Below are 1,315 nucleotides of genomic sequence, written 5' to 3'. Positions count from 1 at the left end.
GCAGATCACGCGGAGGCGTGCTTTGGCGAGGATGTCCAGGCCTATGTAGCGGCGGGCTTCGGTCCATTCGTCGGTCTGTTCGGCGAGTACGGCGCCGACGAGCCGGATGATGGCGGCGCGGTCGGGGAAGATGCCCACGACGTCGGTGCGGCGGCGGATCTCCTTGTTCAGCCGCTCTTGGGGATTGTTGGACCAGATCTGCTTCCAGATCTCCCTGGGGAACTGGGTGAAGGCCAGCAGGTCGTCGCGGGCGCCATCGAGGTGGTCGGCGGCGGCCGGGTACTTGGCCTCCAGGGCGTCGATGACCCAGGCGTGCTGGGTACGCACCTGCTCGGCGGTCGGCTGGTCGAAAATGGTCCGCACCAGGGTGGCCACCCACGGCTGCGCCGACTTGGGCACGGTCGTGAGCAGATTACGCAGGTAGTGGGTCCGGCAGCGCTGCCAGGAGGCTCCGGGGAGGGTGGCGCCGATCGCCTCCACCAGGCCGGTATGCGCATCGGAAATGACCAGCTGAACCCCGGATAGTCCCCGGGCGACCAGGCCGCGCAGGAACGCCAGCCAGCCGGCGCCGTCCTCGCGTGAGGTGACCTCCAGGCCGAGGATCTCCCGCTGGCCGTTGGCGTTGACCGCGGTGGCGACCAAGGCGTGCACGTTGACCGTCCGACCGCCCTCACGGACCTTCTGCGTGAGGGCGTCCAGCCACACAAAGGTGTACGGGCCTGCGTCCAACGCCCGGGTGCGGAAGGCCTCCACCTGCTCATCCAGCACCTTGGCCATCGCCGAGACCTGGCTCTTGGAGATGCCGCCGATCCCCAGCTGCTCGACCAGCTTGTCCACCCGACGCGTCGACACACCCAGCAGATACGAGGTGGCCACGACGCTGACCAAGGCTTGCTCGGCCCGGCGGCGGCGTTCCAGCAGCCAGCCCGGGAAGTAGGAGCCCTGCCGCAGCTTCGGGATGGCCAGCTCGACGGTGCCGGCGCGGGTGTCCCACTCCCGCTTGCGGTAACCGTTGCGGGAGTTGGTCCGCTCGCTGCTGCGCTCGCCGTAGGAGGCGCCGCACAGGTTGTCGGCCTCGGCCGACATCAACGCCTCGGCCATGGTCTTCACCATGGATCGCAACAGATCCGGATCCTGCGCCTGGATCTGCTCCGCCAGCCACGCGGCAGGGTCCACACTGTCGTTCACGGCCATCGCTTTCTTCTCCTTCGATCTTGACTTCGCAATCACGAAGGATCACGCGATGGCCGTCCTCATTTCACGACGCCACGCCTCTACCAGCGGAAACTCTTACACCACTCCCGTGGACGCAACC

At 67.5% G+C, this 1,315-nt stretch carries 1 protein-coding gene; it reads right to left on the bottom strand.

What is annotated here, in order from left to right:
• Positions 1-1,194 (bottom strand): IS256 family transposase (locus Msi02_RS42725; RefSeq protein ID WP_204053405.1); only part of this gene is annotated, 1,194 nt, incomplete at its 3' end.
• Positions 1,195-1,315: the final 121 nt, after the last annotated feature.

The organism is Microbispora siamensis, assembly GCF_016863095.1.
Taxonomy (GTDB): domain Bacteria; phylum Actinomycetota; class Actinomycetes; order Streptosporangiales; family Streptosporangiaceae; genus Microbispora; species Microbispora siamensis.
The sequence above is the reverse complement of the archived record's forward strand: the minus strand, read 5'-3'. Positions and strand labels throughout refer to the sequence as shown.